This window comes from Paenarthrobacter histidinolovorans (genome assembly GCF_014647595.1).
Lineage (GTDB): Bacteria > Actinomycetota > Actinomycetes > Actinomycetales > Micrococcaceae > Arthrobacter > Arthrobacter histidinolovorans.
Genome location: NZ_BMPM01000001.1, coordinates 236348 through 256242, shown reverse-complemented (window position 1 = coordinate 256242; position 19895 = coordinate 236348). Strand labels below are relative to the sequence as shown.

The following is a 19895-nucleotide window of genomic DNA, read 5'->3' as shown; positions in this document are numbered from 1 at the left end:
GCAGTGACGGAACCCAGCCAACGAAAGGGGTGCACCGGATATTCTCCGATGCACCCCTCGAAACGGCAAACCGGGCCGTTTCATCCGCTAGGGGAGGGAGGTGAATCCCTGCCAACCGGTTCCTACCTGGCCCCAGGCAAGCCACCCGCCGGTGCCATTACCCGGGTAGAGCCACAGATTGCCGCTGGCGTCCCGGGCGAGGACATCGGACTTGCCGTTGCCGTTGAAATCGCCTGGTCCGAGGAGCGCCGTCATGCCGCCCCAACCGCTGCCGATCTGGGTGCGGGTGCCCCACCCGCCGGTACCATTGCCGGGGTAGAGCCAGAGCCCGCCGCTGGTATCACGTGCAATCACGTCAGTCTTGGCATCGCCGTTGAAGTCGCCGGTGCTGAAAATGGCGTTCATGACGTTCCACCCGGCTCCGACCTGGGTGGCACCTGCTGCGAATTTACCCAGGCCGTCGCCCTTGTAAAGCCACAGCACGCCTGCCGCATCCCTGGCGAGGACGTCGGATTTGCCATCACCGTTGAAGTCGCCGGGGGCAACGATCGCCGTCATTCCGCTCCAGCCACTTCCTACTGAAACTGCCGGCTGCCATCCGCCTGTTCCGTTGCCCTTGAAGAGCCACAGTTGTCCCGCGGCATCCCTGGCAAGGACATCGCTGCGTCCATCACCGCTGAAGTCCCGCGTGGGAACAATCAGGTTGTAGTTGTTCCACGCGGTACCGGTGTTGACCTTGCCCAACCATCCACCAGTGCCATTGCCCGGGTAGAGCCACAAAGTTCCGGCTGAATCGCGGGCCAGGACATCGTTCTTGGCATCGGAGTTGTAGTCCTTCCAAGTGTTGGCGGGAGCTGCGGGCAAGGTGTAGGTCTGCGAGGCTACTGCCGATTGGTTGCCTGCAGCATCAACGGCAAAGTACTTTACCGTGGTGGTCGCAGTGGGCGTGATGGTGACCGTTGTGGTGCCTGCCTGGCTGGCAACAGTGGGAGTGGTGCCGTCCGTTGTGTAGTAGATCTTCGCTCCGGACTCCGTCGTCAAAGTGACGCTTTGTCCCAGGGCAAGGTTGCCGCCCGACGGGTTGGGCGTGACAGCCGGCGCAACGTTGTCCAACACGTACACCTGTGTCTGGGGTGCGGAGGCGTTGTTCGCTGCATCCACTGCGATGTACTTGAGGGTCTTGCTTCCCATTGCAATCGGAGCCGTGTACAGCGTGCTGGCCGTGGTGGGAGTGCTTCCATCCTCTGTGTAGTAGATCTTTGCGTCGGCTTCACTCGCGGTGAGTGTGACCTTGCTGGAAGGACCGTAGGTTCCTCCAACGGGGTCTGCCGTCACAGTTGGTGGAGTGGTGTCGGCGACGAAGACCGTGAAGTTCACGCCTGCCACCGTCGTGTTTCCGGCCGTGTCCCGGGCTTCAACTTCGAACCTGTTCGCGCCGTTGGCGATATCCGCATAGACCTTGGGTGAGGTGCATTCAGTGAAGGCATCTGTTCCCAGCCGGCAACGGAATCCGGCAATGTCCGGCGAAGAGGAAGCAAACTGGAACTGGTATCCGGCACCCACCGTGGCACCACTCGCGGGAGCAGTGATCGCAACCTGCGGAGCTGTCAGATCCGCTGTCACGGTCAAGGCAGCAGCAGGGCCGACGTTTCCGGCGGGATCCGTGCTCCTTATCCGCAAGGTGTGTGCACCCTCTGTGGTCAGAGTGAAGGTGTCGCCCGGCACGCAAGCCTTGAAGGCCGCGTCGGCTGTGGAATCAACGGAGCAGCTCAGTGTTGTTCCGGGTTCGAAAGTCGCGCCGAGCACGGGCTTGCCGTTGACCACTTGTCCACTGTTCGGTGCTGTGAAGACAGGAGCAGCGGGTGCCACTGTGTCCACGGTAAACGTGCGGGAGACGGGGACGCCTCCTGGTGCCGGCCGGACTGAGAACGTCTGTGGCCCGTTTGCCAGAACAGCTGAGGTGTAAGTGCCGCTGGTGCAGTCTGTCCAGGCCCCGCCGACGGAGCATTCCAAGGCACTGCCAGCGGGATCTGCGCTGACGCCGAAGGTGGGTGTGGTGTCGTTGGTGAACGCCGTATTGGGCGATTGGGTACCGTTGGCGAGCGTTGGGCCGGAGGTAATCTGGGCTGCGACTCCACCCAGGAGGCTCATCTTCCCTTGGCCCGTGGCCGGCGGGTTGTTCAGCTGTCCTGCATCATCCAGTACCAGCAACTGTCCGCCGCGCATGCCCAGGCCACTGATCTTGCTGAAGCCCAATGCCCAGGAATTGTCGACGGCTCCGGTGCCGAGATTGAGGCGCGAAACCTTGTCCTTACCGGCGTCGGCCGTGGTGGTGCCACTGCTCGTGCCCGTGTAGATGATGTGGGCGTCGTAGTCGTAGTAGATCGACGATGCGACGCCTACGTTGTAGGAGGCCAGTGGCACGTAGTTGGTCATGTCGCCGTCGTCGGGAGCCGAAAAGGCCCGCAACCCGGTGGTTTCCAGGACGTATACGCTGACATGTCCGTTGCTGTCCCATCCGGCAGCCACAAGCCCCAAGGCCTTCGTAGTGACCGAGGCGATGGACTCGATGCTGGGATGCTTGATGGTCGGATCAACGATCTTGATGATCGAACGGGCATTGGCAAATGAAAGGTAGATGTTGCCGTCGGGACCGTCGCTGGCAGCATTTGGCCTGACGTCGCCGTCCAGGATGGTCAGCGTGCTGCTGTATTCGAAGAGGTCCTGTGCCGGACTCCATACGGCACGCACCACATGTGAGCTTCCCACGGATGAGTCCGGGATGAACGCTGTTTCGTCACCACTGCCTGCCGAGGAAGGCGTGGGATCAAGGACGGTGGCGACTCCCGGCACTTTCGGACCTTGTCCGGCTCCGGCCAGGGAACCGCCCAGGCAGGTGTCCTTTTCCACGGTGCCGGGCTGGCCATTGGCAGGATCGCTCATGCGGCAGAAGCCTGCCACACTGTCCGAAACCCACACCTTGCCGACGGGATCGACTACTGTTCCGGCAGGTTTGGTGAGGCCTGTGCCCACCACCTGACGTTGCTGGTCGGCGTAAGCCGGGGTGCTGGAAACGACAGCGGTCATTCCGGCGACGGCCAAGGCAGCGGCGGCCACGATTGTGGTCAGCTTCCTGCCTCGCAGCAGGCGTTGGGAGAATTTCCGGGCTGTGGACTGTTCCATTACGCCACTTCCTTCAGCCACTTGGTCAGGACTGCCGACTGCGGGGCCATGGGGGCCAACGTCAGTGCGCCTTTGACTATCGGTGCGCCGCCCAGCCCGTAGAGTGCGGTACTGATCGTCGGAGGGTTGCTGCGGGTACATGCCTTGACGATTGCGAGGCAGATGTCCGCCCTCGCACCGGATGCGCCGGCCTCAATGGCAACATTGACGGCCGCGTTTTCCTCGGCTTCAAGAATCTGGGGCTGCGGGCCGACGTAAGCGACGCGGACGTCGGCAAACTTCTTATACTGGGTATTGGCCCAGACTTCAGGAAGGCTCGACAATACAGCGAGCGATTTTCCATCAGCTCCGCGACAGTCGAACTTGTACCTTTTTACCGGTTCGGGTCTTTCGGGCCGAGGAGTGTCGGCATCGCCGGCATTCGTTACGCCCAGCCTGAACGGCTCAACATTTTGCGTGACTTGGACAGAGCAGCCCGTAAGAACGAGACCGGCAAGGCCAAACTGGACGACAGCGCGTCTTGGCATATCCACCGAGGGATCCCCACTTCATTCGGATGCTCCCCAGCTCCGCATGCAGTTGGATTTTCGCCCCAGCCGTTGCCGGCTGCATTACTCCATCTTCTCCCAAATTCCGCATTTGTCACTACTTAAGACGTCTTTTTCTGCAAGAAGAATTCCGCTCTGGCCTTCGGCGGCGTTCCCGGCCGCTTTTTGACCGCCATCTGGTCCCTTGATGCTCCAGGTGCAGCCTTCCGGCGGCGTCTTCCGGAGGTGGAAGCTTCCGGGGACCAGTCCGCCGTCGCCCACTACGTGCTGACCGTCGCCAGCGCGGGCTCCCGCGGCCCAAAGCGCAATGATCTTTCCCTGGGGCGCTTTGGGGCACAACGCGCTGGCCGCCTGCAACAACGGCCGGCTGCTTCCGCCGAAGATGTCCGAAGCGGAATCATCGCTGACGCGGGTGCACAGCCCCAGCGCTGCCAGGTAGCTGTCCAAGCCTTGTGCTGGGTCCGTCCCGGGTGCGGCGATGGCAATAATATGGGCCTCATCATCTGTGGGCTCATAGGGCTGCGGCCCGTCGTAGTTGGCTGTGCAGGAGTCCAGCCGCAAGTAACCCGATGAGGCCCAGACTTCCGCCAGGCTTGAGAAAGTAGTCTCGGGGACTGCGTTCAGGCTGGTGCAGGTATAGGAAAAACGGCCGGAGTCGTCCGGGTCTCCGGCGCCCTGCCCGCTGCCTTCACCCTGCCCGCTGGTGGGGCCCGCAGAAGTTTCCGACGGCGGTGCGGGCTGTGACGATGACGCTGAGCCCGTGGGGGCTGATGTGGACGGCGAAGTGCTCGAAGGTGTTGCTCCTGGAGCTGAGGTACAGCCCGAAGCAAGCAGCAGCACAGCTGCTGCCGCTGCAAGGTGATGAAATCGCATCGTGGCCTCCAGCTCCATGGTTGACCGGAGCGGCTGGCCGGGTCAACAGATTGCCCGGCAAATTGGGTATCGATACCGCTACGAATTGCGCGGCAGAGGTGCGCAGGACGTGCTGCGGTTCGTCGAGGGCCTTGGCTCATGGCCAAGGCCCTCGACGTACATTCGCCTGCCTAGGCGAGCATTGAGTTCAGGGTGTTGATGACCGTAGCTTCCACGCCGCCGGTTCCGCCGAGGAAGTGGCCGATGTGGCCGTAGACAGTCATCGATCCACCGGCGATGCCGGGGTAGTCAGGATCCCATCCGCCCTCGTAACTGCCGCCAACCGAATAGGGCGGCAGGAACTGTGCACTGGGCAGGTAGTAGCAGGACTCGTTGCCGTAGCCGCCCACAATGACGCCGTTGGCTCCGCCGTACTTGGACCGGAAGTATGCTGCGTAGCCACTGACGAGCTCGCCGCCCACAATGCCGATTTTCAGTTGTGGGCTGCCGCCGAATTTCCAAACCTGGAAGGGGCACGTTACGGAGGTTGTGTAGCTGCCGCTGTCGATCCGTCCGATCATCACTTGGGCGTGGCGTCCATACCAGGCCGGGTTTCCATCCAGGTTGGGCAGCCTGGACGCATAGGCGGCGCGCACTGCCGCAAGGTTTCCGGCGGTAGGTGTGATGTCCAGGGGAATCTGGATCTCTTGGTAGCTCGTCTGGAGCGGGCTGCCGATGGTCCTTCCGGGAGTCTGCATGGCAATCGAGACGGCCGAACCCAGCTTGGTGGCATATTCGTCGCGAAGGTCCCAGCTGGGTTCACCCATGGGATTCTGGTCTCCGGCCGCCCCCTGGAGGAAGAGCGCAAAGCAGTTCGTGTTGTTGTTTTCGATGTAGTTGCAGGCCCCCGCCGGGAAATCACCGTCAAAGAGAGTGCGCATGCCGGCAGCTACAGGGTGGCATGCATAGTTGAAAATGACCGCCCTTGCTTTGCCGTTTGCCCGACGGGCGACGATGACGGGAACCGTATCTTCCAGGTACGGCAGGCCCGCCCTGTTGTAAGCAATACTCGCTGTGGTGACTTTGTAGTCGAGTGTGACTGCCGTCTGGGCGTTGTTGAGCGCTTTTTGGGCTGCATCCACGAGGTCGTCTTCGAGCTGCTGGCTGTACGTTTCCACCATGGACAAATCCGACAGACCGTAGCACATGAATGGATGCAGAGTATCAACCACCACTGGTCCGTTATGTGTGTGCGTGGACTGGATAAGGATGTCCCCGTTGCTCCAGTTTGCGAGCTGGAGGATTCTCGCCCGGGCGCTTTGATGGATTGATCGGGGCAGCGCCAGGATGTCCACGCTCATGATCAGGTTGGGCGAGCCGTTCTCCCAGAGGATTATTGCCCTGGCCCACAGGGATTCGTATGGTGCACTGCTGGTAGCCTCGCGACCACCGTCGAGGGTCCCGTACCCCGCCATGTATGGGTTGACATCCAACGGTGGGGAAATGCTGACCTTGGCCGTGGAAACGGTAAACGCCATGAAAGATCACTCCTTGATTGTGCGCTAATGGTGACCTTCGTTTGCCCCCAAACAAAGCCCGTTTCCCGTTGCGCTGAACAGCCAATACGTGAGACCACCTTCATTAGATCACGCAATCCGGAATATGAGGCCAAACCAATGAAGTGAACATCATTTGTTTCATTTGAGGTGCTTTGCCGCGAAAAACGGAAAGGACCCGCTCGCTCCGTTGTGGAGTTTGCGGGCCCTTCGCCAGTGCATGTTTGTTGGCTTTCCTGCGCTATCTGGAAGCGGGGGAGAGGATCTTCATCCCTGTCCAGCCGGATCCGACGACGCTGGGTGAACCCCAGGCACGGTTCTGCCCAACGGGGTAATACCGGAGTTCTCCGCCCGTTGTTCGACCGATGATGCCGGTTGAACCGGCTCCGGCAAATCCGCGGATTGCTCCGAAGCTGTTAATGACATTCCACCCTTTACCGATGGTGGACGGAGCTTCCGGGATGAAACTCCCGGTACCGGTGGACCGGTAAAGCATGAGGTCTCCCGCCGCGGTTTTAGCCACAAGATCGGCGTTTGAGTCCTTGTCGAAATCCATTTGGACTATGTCCAGGCCTGACCAGCCTGTTCCGATCTGGGTACGCGTTCCAAGGGCGCCGCCTGAGGGATTGCCGATCTGGAACAACCGGCCTGCGGGGTCATAGCCCACAATGCTTGGCCGGGAATCGGACTTTTTCCACGTTCCGACGGTGAGTGTCCAGTCCTGCCAGCCTGTACCAAGGCTGATGGGCGAGCCGAAGCCGGCCCCCTTAAAGCCCGGGTAGAGGGCCAGGCGGCCGTCGTTCCACTGGGCAAGGATGTCCAAGGCGCCATCGCCATTCCAGTCAGTAAGGAAGCCTGCCTTCAGCCCCGTCCATTGTTTCCCGATCAGATCCGGTGCGTTGAGTCCGCCGGAACCTGATCCGGCGTACCGGTAAAGGTTGCCGTCCTGGCGAATGGCAAGGACGTCGGGTTCATCAACGCCCAGGGTTGCGTCAACGTTGACCGGGGCGCCACCGATCAGCATGGCATCGTTCCAGCCGAGACCGGTGAGGAAGCGGTTGCCCCACGAGCCGTTCACCGCCGGGTAGTAGTAGAGATCGCCGTTGGCAGCACGTGCCTGCAGTCCTTGCGAACCGGCGCCGTTGAAGCCCGCTGCTGAGCTGACTGAGGTCATGGAGGACCATCCGTTACCAATGACCTGTGCCGGCTCGGAGAGGAAGGACCCGAGGCCGTTGCTGCGGAACAAGCGCATGGTACCGTCGGCGGTCCTGGAGACGAGATCCTGGCTGCCATCGCCGTCAAAGTCCAGGAGATTGAACTGGTGTCCGCTGAATCCGGTGCCTATCAGCACACCACCGCCCAGGGCGCCTCCCGAGGCGTTTTGGTATCGGTACAGGTTGCCGCTGCCGTCCTGGCCGATGACTCCGGGGAACGCATCCTTCGAGTTCCACCATCCGGTGGCAAGCGACATTTCCTGCCACCCGCTGCCTACCTGAATGGGGGAGCTGAAGCCCCCGCCCGAAGAGCCGCGGAAGACCTGGAGTGTTCCGTCGGCCCATTGGGCCAGGAGGTCCTGGACTCCGTCCTGGTTCCAATCAACGACATGGACGGAGAGGGCGTTGCCCCAGCCGGAGCCTACGGTCACTGGCCCTGAGATACGTCCTTGGCCATCGGCCGGGAAATTATCGAGTCGTCCCGAAGGCATCACTGCAAGCACATCCGCTCCCGAACGGATGGAGGGATTGGCCGGGGCCGGAACTCCCCGGGCAAAGGTGCGGAGCTCATCAAAGGTGCCGTTGAAGATGTTGGAGTCGCCTTCGAAGGGGCCCGTGCTGCTGTACTGCCACATTGAGTAGTCGTTCCAACTGGCCGGCAGTGAGCCGGGCGAATTGGTGGGATTGTTCCAATAGGAAGCAATCCACAGCGGGTAGCTGCCAAAGGTGCTGTTGCCCACGCAGGTGTTCCACCAGTCCGTGGTGCTGTAGATGACGGGGAACCGGCCGGTCAAGGCCTTGACGGTGTTGCCGAAGTCAGCTGCCCACTGGCCAAGTTGGGCCTTGGACATGTCGTAGCACGTGTTGCCGAAGTAGAAGCCGTTGATGGTCCGGCCTGCGTAGGGGTTGTACTCGATGTCCAGGACCGGAGGAAGGGTGTAGCCGTCTGCCGACCACCCACCTCCGTTTGCCACGAAGTACCTGGCTTGGTCTGCCCCGGAAGACCAGTTCGGGATAGCGAAGTGGTACGCGCCGCGAACCATGCCAACATTCCGGGATCCGTTGTATTGCTGCGTGTAGTTCTCGTTGAGGTAGTAGTTTCCCTCGGAGGCTTTGACGTACGCCCACCTGGAGCCTTGACTCCATTGGCTTTGCCAGTCGACGTTGCCTTGGTGTGCGCTGACGTCCTGCCCCTGGATTCCAATGGTGGGCCGCCAATGGCCCGTGTCTGCCGCCATCGGTACCGTGGCCTTGACTGCAGCTCCAACGGCCTTGCCCCGGGCCGGCGCGGCACCCTCTTTTTCGGATTTGTTCGTCACGACTCTGGGGGAGCGCTGGCCCATTTCCGCACCGCCGGCCGGGATGGCGGCACGCATGGCAGCCTTCATGCTGTCGGCGTCGGGGGCGTCACCTGGCATGGTCTTGGGTTTTGCGGCCTGCGTTTGGGCTTTACCGGACGGCTCAGCCCCAGGTGCGGAGGCTCCGCCAGGTGCAAGTTCGACGCCGGTGATCGGCGCTTGCTGGTCAGGCAGCTTTCCTTGCTGAGGGGTGCTTTCGGCAGCAGGTGAGGCCGGGCCGTTACCAGCCGGTTGGGGGCCTTGTGGTGATCCGTTGCCCGGAGCCTCTGACGTCGGCGACGGCTGGGGACCGGAAGATTGTGCCCATGCGGGCGCGCAAAGGAAACTGCCTGCCGTAAGGGCGACGGTGAGCGCCAGCCCTGCCCGCACCATAGGGATGCGTCCGACCGGGTCAAAAAATTTACGTTTCATCATCACATCCGGCCCTGTACCGCGGCTCAGCGGTGCATGGTGTGGCTTAGGGACAAGCTCCGGGGCGCCTGCGCGTGAGACCAAAGGCCAGCTCCTAACGGGCTTTACCCTAACATTCTGAAACAGGAGTGACTAGTGGGATTCACGATGCCCCCGTGACCAGTGATTCCAGGTTATCCACATACCGTCGGGACTGACTTGAGGTGGACCTTTGGCTCGCTTAGCGTAAGTCACTCGAGATGCGCCTCTCGTTTACGCAATCGTGACCATCGGGGAGAGATGTGGACGCAGTAAGGATCGTCGAGGGGGAGGTCAGGGAGCTTATCCGGCGTCGTGGTCTGGATCCATTGGAACAGGCTGGTGACGTCAGAAGCCTGGTGGACGCGGCAATCAACGACTACGACGAACGAGCCCTCGTCGCTCCGCTTCCTCCCTTGGGGCACCTCGAATCGGCACGGCGCAGGATTTTCGACGCCGTTGCGGGTTACGGGCCACTGCAGCCGCTCCTGGACGACGAGTCAATCGAGGAGCTGTGGATCAATGCTCCCCACGAGGTCTACGTGGCCCGCAACGGTGAATCCGAGCTGACCACGATAAGCCTCAGCGAGCAGCAGGTACGGGACCTGGTCGAGAGAATGCTCAAAACTTCCGGACGACGGCTCGACTTGTCATCGCCTTTCGTGGACGCCGCACTCCCGGACGGTTCGAGGCTGCACGTGGCAATCCCCGACATCACCCGGAAGCACTGGGCCGTAAATATCAGGAAGTTCACTGCGCGTGCCAGCCGCCTGGAGCACCTGGTTGAGCTCGGCAGTTTGACACCACAAGCTGCCAGGTTCCTCGGCGCGGCAGTAGCCAGCGGCCTCAACATTCTTGTTTCCGGAGCCACGCAGGCGGGAAAAACCACCATGCTCAATTGCCTGGGAGCGCACATAGGGTCACGCGAACGGGTCGTTACTGTGGAGGAGATCTTTGAACTCCAGCTTCCCCTGCGGGACGTCGTCGGACTTCAGTGCCGTCAGCCGAATCTGGAGGGTGAGGGAGAAATCCCTTTGCGGCGGCTCGTGAAGGAAGCCCTTCGAATGCGGCCGGACAGACTCATCGTGGGTGAAGTGCGCGAAGCCGAAAGCCTGGACATGCTCATCGCCCTGAACTCAGGGTTGCCGGGCATGTGCACTGTGCACGCCAATTCTGCCCACGACGCCGTAACCAAGATCTGCACCTTGCCACTTCTCGCCGGGGCGAACATTGCCAGCGCTTTTGTGGTCCCCACGGTGGCGTCGTGCATTGACCTGGTGGTGCATTGCGGCAGGCATCCGACGGGCCGCAGGCAGGTGACGGAGGTCCTCGCATTGGGACGGAGGGTGGAAAACGGGATCATCGAATCCTCAAGCGTCTTTGGGATATCAGCTGGCCAACTGCAGCCGAGGCCCAACGCGATGCCGGCTGCGGATAAGTTTGCCCGCGCAGGCTTCGACGTCTCCGCCCTTTTGGAAGTGAACTGATGGCGCCTCTCCTGGGAGTTCTGTGTGGCTTGGGTCTTTTCCTCGTCTGGTGGTCCACATGGGATCAATCCACAGTAAGACCAAGGAAAAGGAAGCGCCGCCGCCTGGACCAGTTGCTGCTGTCGGCGGGGATCGAAAAGGTCACGGGGACAGCTCTGCTTCTCACCTGCGGGGGTTTTGGGTGTGCAGTAATGGCCGTCTTCTTCGTCATCACGGGGGCGCCGGCGGTCGCGCTTTGCTTCGGGTTGTTCGGCTTCTGGTGCCCATTGGCAGTAGTGAAGCGGAGAGCGCGAAAGCGTCGTGAGGCGCTTCGATTGCTGTGGCCGGACGTCGTGGACCATCTGCGCTCTGCCATCCGCGCGGGCCTGGCCTTGCCCGAGGCTCTCATTCAACTGGGACATAAAGGACCGGAAGAATTGCGGTCGCTTTTCCTGGATTTTGGTGCCGATTACCGGGCCGGCGGGCATTTTGAGACTGCGTTGAACAGGCTCAAGGAACGCCTCGCGGATCCCGTGGCCGATCGCATAGTTGAAGCCCTCCGAATGACCCGCGAGGTTGGCGGATCCGACCTGGGCCGCATGCTGGGCACGTTGTCCGGCTTCCTCAGAGACAACGCCCGTACCCGGAGCGAGCTGGAGGCCAGGCAATCATGGACCGTCAACGCGGCGAGGTTGGCCGTCGCGGCGCCGTGGATTGTCCTGGTGGTGATGGCCAGCCGGCCGGAAGCGATGCTGGCCTACAAGTCAGGCGTGGGAGCCATAGTGCTTCTCTCGGGACTAGTGGTCTCGGTGTGCTGCTATTCCCTGATGCTTCGTGTTGGTGCGTTGCCTGATGACGAACGCGTTCTGCGATGAGCACGTCAACAGCCATGGCTGCGGCATCCGGCGTCGTCCTGGGGCTGGGTTGTTGGCTCGTCCTGATGCGCCTGCCGTTCTTGCGGGGAATGACTTTTACAGATCGCATCGGCCCGCAGCTGAAGTCCAGGAACCTCGAGTCACGCCTCCTGCTTGCGCCCGAACCGGACCTCACACCCTTTGGGCCATTGGAGCGGATCCTCCGCCCCTTTTTCCGGGACGCGGTGAACTACCTGTCGCGGTTGAACGTGGGCACGGCGGCCGCGGCAAAGAGACTGGCCCGTTCCGGGTCCGCGAAATCGATCCTTGATTTCAGGGTCGAGCAGTTCCTTTGGGCCACCGGTGGCTTGACGGTGGCGTTGCTCGTGGTGACAGCCCGCGCCGCATCCGGGCAGTTCAACCCGGGGGTGTCGTTCGTATTGGTCGTTGGGGCTGGCTTGGGAGGATATCTGCTCCGCGACGTCGTGCTGGGGCAGCGGATCAGGCGACGCGAGAGAAGGTTGCTCTCGGAGTTTCCCAGCCTTGCTGAGCTCATGGCACTGGCCGTAGCTGCGGGAGAAAGCGCCCTGGGGGCCATGGACCGCGTGAGCCGAAGTTCCCAGGGCGAACTTTCCAACGAGTTCGCCCTGATCCTTGCTGATGCCCGATCCGGCAAACCGCTGGCTGAAGCACTTCACGCCTTCTCCACCCGCGCAGAGTTACCACCGCTGGTCCGGTTCTTCGATGGTTTGGTGGTTGCTGTCGAACGCGGGACGCCTCTGGCCGATGTCCTTCGCGCACAAGCCGCCGATGTCCGGGATGCAGCCAAGCGGGAGCTGATGGAATCCGCAGGCCGTAAAGAGATAGCCATGATGGTCCCGCTCGTTTTCGGTGTGCTGCCTCTAACGGTCGTGTTTGCCGCTTTTCCCGCCGTCGCAGCCTTGCAGATGAGCCTCTAAGTCAATTTCCGCAGTTACCACGCCATATCACCGTCATTGGGGAGAACCATGAAAACAATTGCCAGCAGCTCGTCCATAGCACCAGTCCGCAAACTTTCGGGCGGGGCATTGCTCGTGAACTTTGTCTCGCGAGCAGCGCCGCGGCCAGGGGAGCAGGAACGAGGAGACGTACCTGGATGGGTCATGATCACCCTCATGTCTGCGGTATTGGTCGCTGGACTCCTTGCCCTCGCCACCCCCGCCTTGAATGACTTGTTCACTCAGGCAATGTCGAAGGTGGGCAAATAGGACGTGTGGCGGGGCAGCCCCTGTTCTCTGCTGCCCTACGCCGTTCATTCCAGACCCGGGTCACCGGAGAACAGGGATCGGCTGTGGTGGACTTCGTGCTGGTTGGAGCGCTGTTGACCCTGTTCAGCCTGTCAATAATTCAGCTGATGCTGGTGCTGCATGTCCGCAATACGCTCGTGGATGCCGCAGCGTCGGGAGCAAGGTACGGTGCCCTGGCCGACCGGACGTCGGAGGAGGCCGAAGCCCGGACGGCGGAGCTGATCACGACGGCCCTGAACGAGGGTTTCGCACAGGACATCACCACGAGCGAAGAGGTGATGGACGGCATCCGCACGTTGGAGGTGACAGTGAAAGCGCCGATGCCGGTCCTGGGACTTGTCGGACCTGACGGCCTGATGGAGGTGCACGGACATGCTGCCCTTCCCAATTGAACGGATACGTTCATTTGGCAAAGCGTTCTGGTTAAGGTCGCGCTGCGCCCTGTGCTTATCCGAATCATCGGCTGAAGGGCGGCCTCAAGACCTCGAAGGACAAAGGGGGAGCGCTGTCGTGGAGTTCACCTTTCTGGCCGTCCTGTTGATGGTTCCGTTGATTTACTTCGTCGTGACCGTTGGGCAAATACAGGGAGCATCGTTTGGCGTGGTTGGAGCGGCCGACCAAGCCGCAAGAGTTTTTGTCGTACAGAACGACCCGGCAAGCGCCAGGACAGCTGCGGAGCAATCCGTCAATGTGGCGCTGGCCGATTATGGGCACGCGCCGGAACAAGCAACCGTGGAGATTTCCTGTGACCAGGAAAATTGTCTGGCTGCCGGGGCAAGTGTCACCGTCACCGTCCACCTCGATGTTCCGCTTCCCATGGTCCCGTTCGGTGACACGCTCAAGCTCAGTGCCAGCAGGTTGTCCGCCTCGGCCACGCAGACAGTGGGGCGCTACCGATGACCAGCGAACAAAAGGGAAGAAAGCGACCTGTCACTGCCTCCAGGTCTTCTCAGGGACTCAGACCTGGCGGCCCGCCTGGCGTTCGCTTCCTGCCTCGCTTGGGCGCCCTGCCTCGCTTCGGATTCGTGCCTCGTGATGACGCCCTCCACCGGGATGCCGGGCAAATTACGGTGCTGATTCTCGGTTACGTAGTGCTGGCCCTGCTCCTGGCCGCAGCGGTGATGGCTGCTTCCTCTATGTACCTGGAGCACAAGAAGCTCTTGTCCCTGGCTGATGGAGCCGCGCTCGCCGCCGCAGACTCGTTCCTGGTTGGTGACCTGCAGGACGGGCGCATACCCGCTGTGTCTCTCATGGATGACCGGGTGCTGGCAGCGGCGGGGTCCTATCTTGGGAAAAGCAACGCCTTCGACAGCCATGATCGCTTGGAGGTGGGCGAAGGAACCCGAAGTGAGCCTGGCGGGACGGCGGTTGTGGTTCTCAAGGCTGTCGCACACCCGCCGGTGATCAGCTTCCTGGTACCGGACGGAATCGTCATCGAGGCCAGGGCGACGGCGCGGTCGAGGCTCACGCAGTAATGAAGCTACAGACAAAGCCGGACAGCCAAGGGAGCCTGATGGATAGCGTACGCTGGGATAACCATGGCTGACATTGATTTTCCCGCAGAAATCCGCGCACTTCGAGCAACTTACGGCTCCATCGAAAACGTCACTGACGTTGACGCTCTTAAGGCTGAAATCGCCGAATTGAGCGAGCAGGCCGGGGCCCCGGACCTCTGGGATGACCCCGCATCGGCCCAGGTTGTGACCTCCCGTTTGTCACACCGCCAATCGGAAGTCGAACGACTCGAGAAGCTCGCAGCCCGGATTGACGACCTCGAGGTGCTGGTCGAACTTGGCCAGGATGAAGGCGACGAAGCCTCCATGGCCGAGGCAGCCAAAGAACTGGCATCCATCCGCAAAGCTCTCGCCGAGCTTGAAGTGGTCACGTTGCTCTCGGGGGAGTACGACGAACGTGAGGCCGTTGTGACCATCCGGGCCGGAGCGGGCGGAGTCGATGCAGCTGACTTTGCGGAGATGCTGATGCGCATGTACTTGCGATGGGCTGAACGTCATGGCTACCCGACCACGGTGATGGACACGTCCTACGCCGAAGAAGCCGGCTTGAAGTCGGCCACCTTCGAGGTCAAGGCTCCGTACGCCTTCGGCACCCTGAGCGTGGAAGCCGGGACCCACAGATTGGTACGCATCAGTCCGTTCGACAACCAAGGTCGCAGGCAGACATCGTTTGCAGCCGTGGAAGTCATCCCGTTGATCGAGCAGACGGATTCCATCGAAATACCCGACAACGAGATCAGGGTCGATGTCTTCCGTTCCTCCGGCCCGGGCGGCCAGTCAGTTAACACCACTGACTCTGCGGTGCGGTTGACGCACATCCCTACGGGCATCGTGGTCTCCATGCAGAACGAAAAGTCGCAGCTCCAGAACCGGGCAGCCGCCATGCGGGTGCTGCAGTCCCGCTTGCTCCTGGTTAAGAAGGAACAGCAGGACGCAGAGAAGAAAGCTCTGGCCGGGGACGTCAAGGCATCATGGGGCGACCAGATGCGCTCGTACGTGCTGAACCCCTACCAAATGGTCAAGGATCTGCGGACCGAACACGAAGTCGGCAACACTTCTGCTGTGTTTGATGGCGACATTGATGACTTCATCGATGCCGGTATCCGTTGGCGCACCGGAAACCGCAACGCGGCAGCCAACCAATAAGACGCTGCAGCCAGCCAATAAGCAGGTGTCTAACAGGGGGCTCCCAGACTCGCGCCTTATTACGCGACACGCCCCCGAAAGCCCGCGAATGCTGGCTTACCCGTGCGTATAGTCGAGTGGCCGGTGCTCTCACTTCCCCCATCGAAAGCCCGCGCTCCGGCTGTTGGACTGGGCGACTCATGTCATGTCCGGCGGGGTACTAAGGGCCATGATCAGATTTGAGAATGTCACCAAGGTCTACGAGCAGAATGCCCGACCGGCGCTCGATTCTGTCAGCCTTGAGATCAACCGAGGCGAATTTACGTTCCTTGTGGGCGCCTCTGGTTCGGGCAAATCCACTTTCCTGCGGTTGATCCTCAAGGAAGACAAAGCCTCAGCCGGATCCGTGTACGTCGCTGGCCAGAATGTCGCCAACATTTCCAGTTGGCGTGTTCCCAAGCTGCGCCGTGGCATTGGCGTGGTGTTCCAGGATTTCCGTTTGCTGCCGCAAAAGAACGTCTTCGCCAACGTCGCCTTCGCCATGCAGGTCATCGGCAAGAGCCGCTCCATCATCCGCGAAACAGTCCCCGAAGTCTTGAAGACCGTGGGCCTTGAAGGCAAGGAACGGCGTATGCCACACGAACTCTCGGGTGGCGAGCAGCAGCGTGTGGCGATCGCCCGCGCCGTCGTAAACCGTCCCGGGATCCTCCTTGCTGATGAACCGACCGGAAACCTGGACCCTATTACCTCGATGGGAATCATGGGCGTCCTGGACAAGATCAACCAGAACGGCACCACCGTGGTCATGGCCACCCACGATGACGACATCGTTAACGAAATGCGCCGCCGCGTGGTGGAGCTCAAGAATGGAAAGGTCATTCGCGATGAAGCGAAGGCCCTGTACACGTCCATGATTCCGGTCGTCGGCGAATCCCGCCGGTTGCGGGATGCCAGCGGCGAAGAGCTCGACCGCGCCCAGGGGGCACAGCTGTGAGGCTCCTTTTCATCCTCGGGGAAATCGGCAGTGGTCTGCGCCGAAACCTGTCCATGGTTATTTCCGTTGTACTTGTGACCTTTGTTTCGCTGACCTTCGTTGGCGCGGCCGGAATGCTGCAGATGCAGATCAACCAGATGAAGGGCTACTGGTACGACAAAGTGCAGGTAGCCGTTTTCCTCTGCAACGACGGCTCGACGGCGGTCGGCTGCGCGTCAGGACCGGCAACGAAGGAGCAGCAGGAAAACCTCCAGGCGATGTTGGAATCCCCGGCGGTGAAGCAGTACATCAACGATTTCCAGTTCGAATCCCAAGCCGAGGCCTACAAACACTTCAAGGAACAGTTCTCGAACTCTCCGATCGTTGATTCCGTGTCGGAGGACCAGTTGCCGGCCTCATTCCGGATCAACATGAAGAACCCGGAAAAGTACCAGATCATCAGCGAGACGTTCTCGTCCCAGCCAGGTGTTGAAACGGTCAGCGACCAGAGACAAGTGCTGGAACGGATCTTCTCCTGGATGAATGGGGCTTCGGTTGCGGCTGTTGGCGTGGCCGCGGTGATGATTTTCTGCGCGGTGCTCCTGATAACTACCACCATCCGGCTATCGGCCTTCAGCCGACGGCGGGAGACTGGCATCATGCGGCTGGTGGGTGCTTCGAAGACCGTGATTCAGCTGCCCTTCATCCTGGAAGGTGTCATAGCCGCCGTCGTCGGAGCGGTGTTGGCCTCTGTTACCCTGTGGCTGATGGCGCACTTCTGGCTCAACGGTGACCTGTCACGGCAATTCCTGAATACGCCGTTTATTTCCTCCACCCAGGTCCTGGTGATTGCACCTGTGCTCATCGCGCTCGGCGCCGGGCTGGCGGGGATATCGTCGCTGTTGACTCTCCGGCGATACCTGAAGGTTTAGCCATGAATGCCATGCACCCCGGATTTACCACTGCTGCAAGCGAAAAGGATTCCTGATGACCACGTTGGACCCGAACTCCCTGCGTCGGCGCTTTGCGTCCGGCCAGGCTCGGATGCTGGGTGCTGTCCTCGCCGTCGGGCTGGCTGTCAGTCTCCTGTCGGGAACGCCGGCAGCGCATGCGGACAACCTCGAAGACCAGCAGGCCGCACTGGAAGCGGAAGCCGCGCGGGTCCAGGCGTCCCTGGAATTTGTCGACTCCAATATTGCCAAGGCAGCCGGTGATCTTGTGATCTACCAAGGCCGCCTTCCCGGTGCCCAGCAGGCGCTCCTGGAAGCGCAGGGGCGCGTCGCAAGTGCCGTCAAGGAAGTGGAGGCTTTGGCCGCCAGGGTGGAACTTGCCCAGCAAAACAAGGCCAAGATCACCGAGCAGCTGGAAAACGACAAGCAGAAGATCACCGATACCAAGAAGCTGATCGGACAGATCGCGTCGCAGGCCTATAAGTCCGGCGGCGTGCCCACGAATGTCGCCCTCCTGTTCGGTTCCAGCGAGTCCGGCAACCTGACCGAGTCCATGGACCTGGCTGACCAGGCCATGCGAAGCCAAAACGCGGCAATGACCAAGCTGACCCAGCAGAACGCCACCAACGTGAACTCGCAGGCGAGGCTTGTAGCGGTCGAGGAGGAAATCCAAGACCTGAAGGCCAAGGCGGACGCGGCTCTTGAGCGCGAAAAATCAGCGCGGGACGAGGCCGCCAGCAAGAAGGCCGAAGTGGACAAGCTGATTGAGGACACCACGCGACTGAACGGACAGTTGCAAGCGGCCAAGCCCGGCATTGAAGCGAACCTTGCGCGGGTGAAGGCAGAGCAGGATACCGTTGCGGCCGAGATCGTGGAGCGCGACCGGAAGCTGCGGGAAGCCTGGGAAGCAGAGCAGCGCAGGCTCGCAGCGGAGGCAGAAGCGGCGGCCGCTGCGGCAGCCGCTGCCGCCGGACGTCCAGCACCCCCTGAAGCTCCTTACGTGCCGCCGGCTGCCGGCTCGCCGTCGGCCTTTGGCTTGCGGCATCCGTTCGCCAGTTACGTCCCGATTACGTCAGGCTTCGGATGGCGTGCGACGCCGCCGGGCACCATTGACTTCTACGGCACCGGCGGATACATGCACACCGGCATCGACTTCGGCGCTCCGTGTGGCACCCCCGTTTACGCTGCTGCCGCAGGGGAGGTCTTCAACTCAGGCTGGAACTCTGCCGACGGTGGTGGGTGGCGCGTCAAGCTGTCCCATGGAGTGGTGCAAGGTAACTCGCTGACCACCATTTACTACCACAACAGCAGCATCGTGGTGGCGAACGGGCAGAGGGTCGCGCAGGGCCAGCTCATTGCATACTCGGGCAGTACGGGTAACTCCACGGGCTGCCACGCGCACTTCGAAACCTGGCTGAACGGCACAGCGGTGGATCCCATGACCCTGCTTTAGGGTCCGGGGAACTGTCCGCTCTGGCGTACACTGGTTCAAATCCGCAACTAACAAGGAGTTCTACCGTGCCCAAGGAAAGTGGCCGTAAGGTAGTGGCCACCAATCGGAAGGCCCGGCATAACTACCTCATCCTGGATACCTACGAGGCCGGCATCGCGCTCATGGGGACAGAAGTAAAGTCCCTCCGCGAAGGCCATGCATCGATGGTTGACGGGTTCTGCACCTTCTACAACGACGAGTTGTGGATGGAAGGTATCCATATCCCGGAGTATCACCAGGGGAGCTGGACCAACCATGCCGCACGCCGGCGTCGCAAGCTCCTGCTGCACCGCGATGAACTGGACAAGATCTCACAGAAGATCCGTGAGTCCGGCTTTACTGTAGTTCCTCTGCAGTTGTATTTCCTGGATGGACGGGCAAAGGTGGAAATCGCCATCGCCCGCGGTAAAAAGGACTACGACAAGAGGCAGACGCTGCGCGAGCAGCAGGACAAGCGTGAATCCCTCCGTGAGTTGCGCGAACGCAACCGACGGTAGGAACGTGCACGCGCCAGTGGGAATTACAGGCCGGCTGGATGCGTTATGATGAGTAGTCCGACAGGAGATCAACTCTCTTGGCGGGTTTGGTAACAAAATACGGGGATGATCGGTTTCGACGATGTTAGTCGCGACAGGTGAAGCGGGCCGAGGATGCAGAATTATCTCGTAAACGCTGTCTGCAAACCAATAAGTGCCGAATCTAAGCGCACTGACTTCGCTCTCGCTGCCTAAGCAGTAAGACAGTCCGTCAGCCCGGGGTTGCTATCGCCCCGGTTCCTGGCGTCATTTAGATAGCCACTGCTGTTTGCCTTCGTCATTGAGGTAAACGGGACTCTTAGATGACTGGGCCCGGATCAGCCACCTGTTTGCAGGATGGCTGGGGCCGAGAAAATCCGACGCAAACTGCGCCCGGAGAAGCCCTGACAACACGACATCGGACGGGGGTTCAATTCCCCCCATCTCCACCCCCTGGGAAAGCCCCCGGACCCTCGCGGTCCGGGGGCTTTCCTATGCCCTGGAATGATGCGTTCACCCAGGGCGTACCGCGCCAAGGACTACGTGTACTGCGTGGATCGTTGAAGAGGATAGGCGCATC

The 19895-nt window shown here is 61.1% G+C and carries 17 protein-coding genes and 1 other RNA gene; 13 read left to right on the top strand and 5 right to left on the bottom strand.

All coding sequences use genetic code 11. The features are described from left to right. Positions 1–87 precede the first annotated feature (87 nt). From IEY62_RS01185 to IEY62_RS01165, 5 genes are all read right to left on the bottom strand, one after another. Positions 88–3183, bottom strand: a complete 3096-nt coding sequence (locus tag IEY62_RS01185; protein WP_189013204.1) for a chitobiase/beta-hexosaminidase C-terminal domain-containing protein — start codon at positions 3181–3183, stop codon at positions 88–90. Continuing rightward, positions 3183–3506: a hypothetical protein gene (locus IEY62_RS21615; RefSeq protein ID WP_229784977.1), complete on the bottom strand. Its 324-nt coding sequence runs from the start codon at positions 3504–3506 to the stop codon at positions 3183–3185. The genes IEY62_RS01185 and IEY62_RS21615 overlap by 1 nt, the downstream gene beginning before the upstream one ends. 288 nt (positions 3507–3794) lie before the next feature. Then, the gene (locus IEY62_RS01175; RefSeq protein ID WP_229784974.1) at positions 3795–4604 is read right to left on the bottom strand and encodes a hypothetical protein; all 810 of its coding nucleotides are present in this window, start codon (positions 4602–4604) and stop codon (positions 3795–3797) included. 170 nt (positions 4605–4774) lie between these two features. Further along, positions 4775–6121: a hypothetical protein gene (locus tag IEY62_RS01170; RefSeq protein ID WP_189013200.1), complete on the bottom strand. Its 1347-nt coding sequence runs from the start codon at positions 6119–6121 to the stop codon at positions 4775–4777. A gap of 259 nt (positions 6122–6380) precedes the next feature. Continuing rightward, complete coding sequence (locus IEY62_RS01165; protein WP_407671443.1) at positions 6381–8771, bottom strand: GH25 family lysozyme; 2391 nt, start codon at positions 8769–8771, stop codon at positions 6381–6383. Positions 8772–9403: 632 nt separating this feature from the next. Between IEY62_RS01165 and IEY62_RS01160 the strand changes: the two genes are divergently transcribed. From IEY62_RS01160 to ssrA, 13 genes are all read left to right on the top strand, one after another. Next, positions 9404–10627: a CpaF family protein gene (locus IEY62_RS01160; protein ID WP_189013197.1), complete on the top strand. Its 1224-nt coding sequence runs from the start codon at positions 9404–9406 to the stop codon at positions 10625–10627. Next, complete coding sequence (locus tag IEY62_RS01155) at positions 10627–11481, top strand: type II secretion system F family protein (RefSeq protein WP_189013195.1); 855 nt, start codon at positions 10627–10629, stop codon at positions 11479–11481. The genes IEY62_RS01160 and IEY62_RS01155 overlap by 1 nt, the downstream gene beginning before the upstream one ends. Continuing rightward, positions 11478–12419 (top strand): type II secretion system F family protein, encoded by a 942-nt coding sequence (locus IEY62_RS01150; RefSeq protein ID WP_189013193.1) that lies wholly within the window; start codon positions 11478–11480, stop codon positions 12417–12419. Before IEY62_RS01155 ends, IEY62_RS01150 begins: the two co-directional genes overlap by 4 nt. Positions 12420–12467: 48 nt before the next feature. Continuing rightward, a complete protein-coding gene (locus IEY62_RS01145) occupies positions 12468–12707 on the top strand; it encodes a hypothetical protein (RefSeq protein ID WP_189013191.1) in 240 nt (79 codons plus the stop codon). Between the two features lie 83 nt (positions 12708–12790). Further along, positions 12791–13138 carry a TadE family protein gene (locus IEY62_RS01140; RefSeq protein WP_229785070.1) on the top strand — a complete coding sequence of 116 codons (348 nt, stop codon included), beginning with the start codon at positions 12791–12793 and terminating at the stop codon, positions 13136–13138. A gap of 118 nt (positions 13139–13256) precedes the next feature. After that, entirely contained in the window at positions 13257–13646 is a 390-nt protein-coding gene (locus IEY62_RS01135; protein ID WP_308424474.1) for a hypothetical protein, read from the top strand. Positions 13647–13771: 125 nt separating this feature from the next. Beyond that, complete coding sequence (locus IEY62_RS01130; RefSeq protein WP_229784972.1) at positions 13772–14221, top strand: pilus assembly protein TadG-related protein; 450 nt, start codon at positions 13772–13774, stop codon at positions 14219–14221. A gap of 63 nt (positions 14222–14284) precedes the next feature. After that, a complete protein-coding gene (gene prfB, locus IEY62_RS01125; RefSeq protein WP_189013185.1) occupies positions 14285–15406 on the top strand; it encodes a peptide chain release factor 2 in 1122 nt (373 codons plus the stop codon). 208 nt (positions 15407–15614) lie between these two features. Beyond that, entirely contained in the window at positions 15615–16379 is a 765-nt protein-coding gene (gene ftsE, locus IEY62_RS01120; protein ID WP_018776402.1) for a cell division ATP-binding protein FtsE, read from the top strand. After that, a complete protein-coding gene (ftsX, locus tag IEY62_RS01115; RefSeq protein ID WP_018776401.1) occupies positions 16376–17290 on the top strand; it encodes a permease-like cell division protein FtsX in 915 nt (304 codons plus the stop codon). The genes ftsE and ftsX overlap by 4 nt, the downstream gene beginning before the upstream one ends. A 55-nt stretch (positions 17291–17345) precedes the next feature. Further along, the gene (locus tag IEY62_RS01110; RefSeq protein WP_189013183.1) at positions 17346–18761 is read left to right on the top strand and encodes a M23 family metallopeptidase; all 1416 of its coding nucleotides are present in this window, start codon (positions 17346–17348) and stop codon (positions 18759–18761) included. Between the two features lie 65 nt (positions 18762–18826). Further along, on the top strand, positions 18827–19297 hold the full coding sequence (gene smpB, locus IEY62_RS01105; RefSeq protein WP_018776399.1) for an SsrA-binding protein SmpB: 471 nt from the start codon (positions 18827–18829) through the stop codon (positions 19295–19297). A gap of 101 nt (positions 19298–19398) precedes the next feature. After that, positions 19399–19767: a transfer-messenger RNA gene (ssrA, locus tag IEY62_RS01100) on the top strand. The last annotated feature ends 128 nt before the right edge of the window (positions 19768–19895 follow it).

Excerpts from the sequence above, each read along its gene's own strand:
- IEY62_RS01185 (WP_189013204.1), bottom strand. The coding sequence starts at position 3,183 with ATGGAACAGTCCACAGCCCGGAAATTCTCCCAACGCCTGCTGCGAGGC.
- IEY62_RS01175 (WP_229784974.1), bottom strand. The coding sequence starts at position 4,604 with ATGCGATTTCATCACCTTGCAGCGGCAGCAGCTGTGCTGCTGCTTGCT.
- IEY62_RS01170 (WP_189013200.1), bottom strand. The coding sequence starts at position 6,121 with ATGGCGTTTACCGTTTCCACGGCCAAGGTCAGCATTTCCCCACCGTTG.
- IEY62_RS01165 (WP_407671443.1), bottom strand. The coding sequence starts at position 8,771 with ATGCCAGGTGACGCCCCCGACGCCGACAGCATGAAGGCTGCCATGCGT.
- IEY62_RS01155 (WP_189013195.1), top strand. The coding sequence starts at position 10,627 with ATGGCGCCTCTCCTGGGAGTTCTGTGTGGCTTGGGTCTTTTCCTCGTC.
- IEY62_RS01150 (WP_189013193.1), top strand. The coding sequence starts at position 11,478 with ATGAGCACGTCAACAGCCATGGCTGCGGCATCCGGCGTCGTCCTGGGG.
- IEY62_RS01145 (WP_189013191.1), top strand. The coding sequence starts at position 12,468 with ATGAAAACAATTGCCAGCAGCTCGTCCATAGCACCAGTCCGCAAACTT.
- prfB (WP_189013185.1), top strand. The coding sequence starts at position 14,285 with ATGGCTGACATTGATTTTCCCGCAGAAATCCGCGCACTTCGAGCAACT.
- ftsE (WP_018776402.1), top strand. The coding sequence starts at position 15,615 with ATGATCAGATTTGAGAATGTCACCAAGGTCTACGAGCAGAATGCCCGA.
- IEY62_RS01110 (WP_189013183.1), top strand. The coding sequence starts at position 17,346 with ATGACCACGTTGGACCCGAACTCCCTGCGTCGGCGCTTTGCGTCCGGC.